This window comes from Mycolicibacterium sp. lyk4-40-TYG-92 (genome assembly GCF_030209435.1).
GTDB lineage: Bacteria > Actinomycetota > Actinomycetes > Mycobacteriales > Mycobacteriaceae > Mycobacterium.
This window is the reverse complement of the sequence record NZ_JARVRX010000029.1, coordinates 22,634-28,987: the sequence shown is the minus strand read 5'-3', so window position 1 is coordinate 28,987 and position 6,354 is coordinate 22,634. Positions and strand designations below refer to the sequence as shown.

Annotated in this window: 8 protein-coding genes; 6 read left to right on the top strand and 2 right to left on the bottom strand. The window is 66.2% G+C overall.

The window, feature by feature from the left end; translation table 11 throughout:
• The first annotated feature begins 414 nt into the window (after nucleotides 1–414).
• The 6 genes from QRN63_RS28690 to QRN63_RS28665 all read left to right on the top strand — a co-directional run bounded on the left by QRN63_RS28690 (nucleotide 415) and on the right by QRN63_RS28665 (nucleotide 4,534).
• Complete coding sequence (locus QRN63_RS28690) at nucleotides 415–942, top strand: Rv2240c family protein (RefSeq protein WP_267315815.1); 528 nt, start codon at nucleotides 415–417, stop codon at nucleotides 940–942.
• Between the two features lie 25 nt (nucleotides 943–967).
• Nucleotides 968–1,666 (top strand): sensor domain-containing protein, encoded by a 699-nt coding sequence (locus QRN63_RS28685; RefSeq protein WP_285034482.1) that lies wholly within the window; start codon nucleotides 968–970, stop codon nucleotides 1,664–1,666.
• Nucleotides 1,667–1,729: 63 nt separating this feature from the next.
• Nucleotides 1,730–2,170: an SRPBCC family protein gene (locus QRN63_RS28680; protein WP_020098846.1), complete on the top strand. Its 441-nt coding sequence runs from the start codon at nucleotides 1,730–1,732 to the stop codon at nucleotides 2,168–2,170.
• 47 nt (nucleotides 2,171–2,217) lie between these two features.
• Complete coding sequence (locus tag QRN63_RS28675; RefSeq protein WP_267315812.1) at nucleotides 2,218–3,297, top strand: CaiB/BaiF CoA transferase family protein; 1,080 nt, start codon at nucleotides 2,218–2,220, stop codon at nucleotides 3,295–3,297.
• Nucleotides 3,298–3,361: 64 nt separating this feature from the next.
• Nucleotides 3,362–3,799, top strand: coding sequence for an SRPBCC family protein (locus QRN63_RS28670; RefSeq protein WP_285034481.1), 438 nt, complete (start codon nucleotides 3,362–3,364; stop codon nucleotides 3,797–3,799).
• Between the two features lie 27 nt (nucleotides 3,800–3,826).
• Nucleotides 3,827–4,534 carry a GntR family transcriptional regulator gene (locus QRN63_RS28665; RefSeq protein WP_267315810.1) on the top strand — a complete coding sequence of 236 codons (708 nt, stop codon included), beginning with the start codon at nucleotides 3,827–3,829 and terminating at the stop codon, nucleotides 4,532–4,534.
• Between the two features lie 44 nt (nucleotides 4,535–4,578).
• Here QRN63_RS28665 and QRN63_RS28660 read toward each other — a convergent pair whose 3' ends face one another.
• Nucleotides 4,579–5,772: a pyridoxal phosphate-dependent aminotransferase gene (locus QRN63_RS28660; RefSeq protein ID WP_285034483.1), complete on the bottom strand. Its 1,194-nt coding sequence runs from the start codon at nucleotides 5,770–5,772 to the stop codon at nucleotides 4,579–4,581.
• An 11-nt stretch (nucleotides 5,773–5,783) separates the two neighbouring features.
• Complete coding sequence (locus QRN63_RS28655; protein WP_285034480.1) at nucleotides 5,784–6,284, bottom strand: DUF2834 domain-containing protein; 501 nt, start codon at nucleotides 6,282–6,284, stop codon at nucleotides 5,784–5,786.
• Nucleotides 6,285–6,354: the final 70 nt, after the last annotated feature.

Genomic DNA, 6,354 nt, shown 5'->3' with positions numbered 1-6,354 from the left:
TGGTGATGAACGCGCCTCTCGTTATTGGGTACCACGGCGTTTCTGTGAGTGCCGTAGTTGCTGAATTTGTGTCGTTGCGGAGCATCTACTGAGCGGGTTGCCGGACGGTTAACGGACCGCAAAAACTTGCCCCTCCGTTATCAACCAGTGGGCAACTCAGGAATACGCGTGTATTGGTGGAGTTACTTGCCGTGGTCGCCGTCTCTCAAATGCGCTGTTCAAGCAGTGTGATCTAGGTCATGCGGCAAATTGCGGCATGCAACCGACGGGGATTGGAAATCGCCGGTTTGACTGGCGTTAACCAACTGGCCATCTGCACGCCCGACCGTGGGACAGTCGAACGCCGAGCGTCCGTCATAGCTCGGTGGGCACAACGCCCCCGGTGGACGCGGCGCGAATGACTTGGAGGAAACGGTGAAGTCTTCACAGACCTGGGTGCGGTTCGTGGCAGCGTCTGCCATTGTCTTGGGCGCCGGTGTATTCGGGCAGCCCTCGGCGGATGCCGACCCGGAAGCCCCCGCCCCTGCCCCGGTGGACGCCGGTGCCTCGGTCCAGGCCTCCGGCGTCACCTCGGCGAACGCCGACCCCGCTGCGGTCGCTGCCTGTTCACAGTTCGCGGCGGCGCTCGACACCGCTGCGGATGGATATGGCGCCTTCGCGGACGATCTCGAGAACAACGACCCGTACATCGGCCAGAGCAACGCGGCGGGCCGGTCCAGCTTGCAGGCGTCGGCCAAGGCCGCCATGGACGCCTCCAACACGCCGGGCCTGTCCCCGGAGATCGCCGACCCGATGCGGTCCTGGTCGGTCGGCGCCGCCAAGTTGTTCGTGAAGATGGGCATCGGGATGACCGGAACGACCCTCGACAGCACGGCCACCGAGGTCAACACCAACGCCGAAGCTGTTCAGCGCGGCTGCGCCGCGGCCGGCACTCACGCCTGACCGCGCACCTCTATATAAGGAACCCGTGAAGCGACACGCCTTCGGCGTCGCCGTCCTGTGCCTGGCGCTGGCCGCCTGCGGTGGCAAAGGTGGCACGCCGACACCCGCGACGCCGTCGGCGGTTGCCGAGTCGAGCATCAACGACCTGCTGCTGACCCCCGACGAGCTGAACAAGACGCTGGGCACGACCGGACTGGTCGGTCGCCCGCCGAAAGACGGGATGGACGACCACCGCAACCTGCTGCCGAATCTGAACTGCCTCGGCGTCTGGCAGATCGACGAGTCCGTCATCTACTCGAAGGACGGCAAGGACCTCAAGAGCGGCCAGGACTGGAAGGCCATGCGTCAGCAGACGCTGAAGACGCCCGATACCGACCAATGGGACTACCTGGCGGCGCAGTCGGTCGTCTACTACCCGACGTCCGACGCGGCTCGTAACTTCTTCAACCTGTCGGCCGAGCGGTGGGCCAAGTGCACCAACCACCACGTCAACATCCGGCTCAACGACCAGCCGCTGCCGAAGTGGCTGTCGGGCGACCTGGAGCGCAGCGACACCAAACTGGCGATGCCCATCACGCGCGGCACCGGGCCGGAAACCCGTTGGTGCCAACATGTTCTGCAGCTGGTCGCCAACCTGATCATCGACGTCGAGGCGTGCACGCCCAAGGCGCCGGTGACGGCGGCCGCCGACATCGCCACGAGGATCCAGGCGAGCATCCACTAGCGGTCGTCCCGCTGGTTGCACCATCTGGTCACGGCGTGTGGCCGGGTGGTCTATGGTCGCGCCATGGCAGTCAGCGCGTCGCACGAAGTGACCATCGAGGCAACCCCTGAAGAGATCATGGATGTCATCGCAGACCTTGCGCAGACACCTGTGTGGTCACCGCAGTACACCAAGGCCGAGGTCCTGGACACCTACGAGAACGGCCGGCCGAAACAGGCCAAGATGACCATCAAGGCGGCCGGCATGGCCGACGACCAGATCCTCGAGTACACGTGGACCGACCTGACGGGCAGCTGGGTGCTGATCCGGTCGTCGTCGCTCAAGAAGCAGGAAGCGCGCTACACGCTGACGCCGGCCGGCGACAAGACCAAGGTGAAGTTCGAGATCACCGTCGACCCGGTGGTGCCGATCCCGGGCTTCCTGCTCAAGCGCAGTGTCAGCGGTGGCGCCGAGACTGCCACCGAGGGCCTGAAAAAGTTCATGGCCAAGAACAAGAAGGGCTGACGCACACCGGGATTCAGCCGCGTCGACCCATGGGCTAACGTCGCGGGATGACGAATGCGGGGCCATTGGCCGGAGTCAAGGTGATCGAACTCGGCGGAATCGGCCCCGGGCCGCACACCGCCATGATGCTGGCGGATCTCGGTGCCGACGTGGTGCGGGTGCGTCGTCCGGGCGGGCTGACCATGCCCGCCGAGAACGTCGACCTGCTGCACCGCGGCAAGCGGATCGTCGACCTGGACGTCAAGTCAGACCCCGCTGCGCTCCTGGCTCTGGCTGCGAAAGCCGATGTGCTGCTTGACTGTTTCCGTCCCGGCACCTGCGAGCGCCTCGGTATCGGGCCGGCCGAGTGCGAGGCCGTCAACCCCCGGCTGATCTTCGCCCGGATCACCGGGTGGGGGCAGGACGGACCGCTCGCCCAGACCGCGGGCCACGACATCAACTACCTCTCGCAGACCGGTGCGCTGTCGGCCATCGGCTACCGCGACCGGCCGCCGGTGGCACCGCTGAACCTGGTCGCCGACTTCGGTGGCGGTTCGATGCTGGTGCTGATCGGCATCGTCACGGCGCTGTACGAACGCGAACAGTCCGGACGCGGCCAGGTGGTCGACGCCGCGATGGTCGACGGCGTCAGCATGCTCGCGCAGATGATGTGGACCATGAAGTCCACCGGCGTGATGAAGGACCAGCGCGAGTCGTTCCTCCTGGACGGCGGCGCCCCGTACTACCGCGTGTACGAGACCTCCGACGGCGGCTACATGGCGGTCGGCTCGATCGAGCCGCAGTTCTTCGCTCAGCTACTTGTGGGCCTGGGCCTGGACCCCGCCGAGGTGCCGAACCAGTTCGACCTCGCGCGCTACGACGAGATGCGCGAGATCTTTGCTGCGCGGTTCGCGAGCCGGACCCGCGACGAATGGGCCGAGACGTTTGCCGGGACCGACGCCTGCGTCACTCCCGTGCTCAACTGGACCGAGGCCGCCGCCGGCGAACACCTCCGGGCCAGGTCGACGATCGTCACCGTCGACGGCGTCGACCAGGCCGCGCCCGCGCCGCGCTTCTCGCGGACCCCGTCGGGCCCTGTCGGCGCCCCGCCGCAGCAGACCACGCCCATCGCCGAGGTGGGTTGGTAACGGTTCGGAAGTTAGCTGGCGCATTCTCTATCGGTGGCCGCAATAGAGGACTAAATTTGCTCATATGGCAGTTATGGCGTCCCGAGAGCTGGTGATCGACGCCTCGCCCGAAGCCATCATGGATGCGCTGGCCGATATGGACGAGGCGTCGCAATGGCGCAGCTTGCACCGGGAACTACAGGTATTGGATCGGTATCCCGACGGTCGTCCGCACCACGTCAAAGCGACGGTGAAGATCATGGGATTCACCGACAAGGAGCTCCTGGAGTACCACTGGGGTGATGACTGGATGGTGTGGGACGCGGCTGACACCTTCCAGCAGCGTGGGCAACATGCCGAGTACAAATTGACCCGTGAGGGCGACCGGACGCGGGTGCGGTTCGACATCATCGTGGACCTGGTCGCGCCCATTCCCGAGTTCCTGTTGCGCCGAGCCCGCAAACTGGTGCTCGATGCTGCGGTCGACCGGTTGCGGGCCCGGGTGACCCGTCTCTACGGCTAGTCCACACTCTGTCGACAGGGAGTTCGTATGACCGACCGCCCACCTTCTCCGCTGTTGGAGAAGCTGGTGGTGGTGCGGAACGGGGGACCGCAACAGACCGTGGTGACGGAGCTGCGTCGGGTGATCCTGCGCGGGGATGCGCCGCCCGGGACCCCGGTGCCGCTGACCGAGGTCGCCGAACTGTTCGGCGTGAGCCACATTCCCGTGCGGGAGGCCCTCAAGACGCTCATCAGCGAGGGCCTGGTGACGCACCGGCCCAACTCGGGGTACACCGTCGCCCGGATGACGAAGCAGGAGCTGCACGAGATGTACCTCGTGCGCGCCGCGCTGGAGGGTGCGGCGCTCGCGGTCGCCGTGGAGAAGGCCACCGACCGCGAGCGGTCTGTCGCGATCGAGGCCAATGACCGGATGGCGCAAGCGATTCGGGACTCCGACGGTGCGGCGTTCCAGCGGGAGAGCCGTAACTTCCACATGGCGCTGGTGCGCCCGTCGGGCATGCATCGGCTGCTGCACATTCTCGAAATGTCCTGGAACATGATCGAACCCGTGCAAGCCATGATGCACGTGACGCCGGACGACCGGGCCAAGCTCAACGGCGATCACGAGGAGATGCTCGAGGCGTTCCTGGCCCGGGATGCCGACCGGCTCGGTGCAATCGCGCTGCGGCACAACGACAGCGTCGACGCCGCGATCGGGACCCTGCCCACCGACACGGGGCTGCTCACCTGCGAGTGATTTGTGCACGATTTTCGCGGTGAGCGCGGATTTTCGTGCACCAATCACAGGGTGCGGAGCCGGCTGATCGCCTCGTCGAGGGTGTCGTCGCGCTTGCAGAAGGCGAAGCGCACCAGGTGATTCCAGCCCGTGGAAGTTGTGGCGTCGGGATCGTTCAAATCCAGGAAAGCCGACATCGGGATGGCCGCGACGCCGACGCGTTCGGGTAGCCCCGCGCAGAACGCGGTGCTGTCGTCGTACCCGAGCGGGCGGGGATCGGCGCACAGGAAGTAGGTGCCGAAGCTGTCGTGCACGTCGAAGCCGATGTCGGTCAGGGCGCCCGCCAGCCGGTCCCGCTTGCCGCGGTACGACTTTCGCAGTGCGTCGACCCAGGCGTCCTCGTGGTCCAGTGCGTGCGCGACAGCCGGCTGGAACGGCGCGCCGCCGACGTACGTCAGGTACTGCTTGGCGGCGCGCACCCCGGCGATCAGGTCGGCCGGCCCGCAGGCCCAACCGATCTTCCAGCCGGTGCAGTTGAACATCTTCGCGGCGCTGGAGATGGTGACGGTGCGCTCGGCCATGCCGGGGTAACCCGCAAGCGGCCGGTGCTGATGACCGTCGAACGTCAGCTGTTCGTAGACCTCGTCGGTGATGACCAGCAGGTCGTGCTCGATGGCGAGTGCTGCGATGGCCGTCAGCTCGTCGTGGCTGGCGACCATGCCGGTCGGGTTGTGCGGTGAATTGAGGATCAGGGCGCGGGTGGCCGGAGTGATCGCGGCGCGGAGCCGGTCGATGTCGATGGCGAAGCCACGGTGGCGAGCCACCAATGGGCCGTGGTTGTCCGGTGCGAGGGGGACGACGACGCGCCGGCAGCCGGCCATGGCGATCACGGGGGAGTAGGAGTCGTAGAACGGGGCGATGATCAGCACTTCGCTGCCAGGTTCGACCAATCCGATCACCGCGGACGCGATGGCCTCGGTACCGCCGACGGTGACGAGTACCTCGGTGTCGGGGTCGTATTCGATGCCGTAGTGCCGTTTGCGCTGGGCGGCGATGGCCTGGCGCAGCGCGGGGATGCCGGGGCCGGGCGGGTACTGGTTGACGCCGTCCGCGATGGCCTGCTGCGCCACAGTCAGCATCGGTGCCGGGCCGTCTTCGTCGGGAAAACCCTGACCGAGGTTGACGGCGCCGACCCGCGCGGCCAGCGCCGACATCTCGGCGAAGATGGTGGAGGCGTAGGGCCGCAGGCGGGCGACCATCCTCGGTGGCGTCACCCAGGGATTGTCGCAGAACTCCTGTCGTGGTCGACGGTGCGCTCGTGCCGCTGCTGCCGCGCGACGACGGCGAAGTAGAACGCCAGCGCGAAAGCGCAACTGGTGAACAGGCTGCTGACGAAGAACAGCCAGGGATGGCGGATGCCGCGCCGCAGGCCGTCGGCGATGGTGAACAGCGGCAGCAGGATGACATTGATGATGGTGTAGTCCTGGCCTGCCGACGACGCCGCGGGGTTGACGAACATCAGCCGGATGTAGTCCGACCAGCTGCCCGGCCCGGTGATCGGATTGCCATCGGGCGGTTGGTAATCCATGACGAACTTGGTGTTGAAGTAGTAGCCGAGCGCTATCGAGGCGATGCCGATCACGTAGTAGGCCGACTCGAGTGCCGAGAACGCGGGTCCGTCGGCGGGCCTGCGGAAGACCGCGGGATTGAGCTTGACGATGAACGCGATGACGATCAGTCCGAGGACGGCGTGGACGATGAGCGAGACCATGTCAGCGGAGTCTGCTCGCCCCGAAATGTTTTGTCAATCATGACAAAACATTCTGCGGTACGGTACTGGG

Coding starts and splice junctions, on each gene's coding strand:
- QRN63_RS28660 (WP_285034483.1), bottom strand. CDS start 5,772: ATGGTCGCCCGCCTGCGGCCCTACGCCTCCACCATCTTCGCCGAGATG.
- QRN63_RS28670 (WP_285034481.1), top strand. CDS start 3,362: ATGGCAGTTATGGCGTCCCGAGAGCTGGTGATCGACGCCTCGCCCGAA.
- QRN63_RS28655 (WP_285034480.1), bottom strand. CDS start 6,284: ATGGTCTCGCTCATCGTCCACGCCGTCCTCGGACTGATCGTCATCGCG.
- QRN63_RS28665 (WP_267315810.1), top strand. CDS start 3,827: ATGACCGACCGCCCACCTTCTCCGCTGTTGGAGAAGCTGGTGGTGGTG.
- QRN63_RS28680 (WP_020098846.1), top strand. CDS start 1,730: ATGGCAGTCAGCGCGTCGCACGAAGTGACCATCGAGGCAACCCCTGAA.
- QRN63_RS28675 (WP_267315812.1), top strand. CDS start 2,218: ATGACGAATGCGGGGCCATTGGCCGGAGTCAAGGTGATCGAACTCGGC.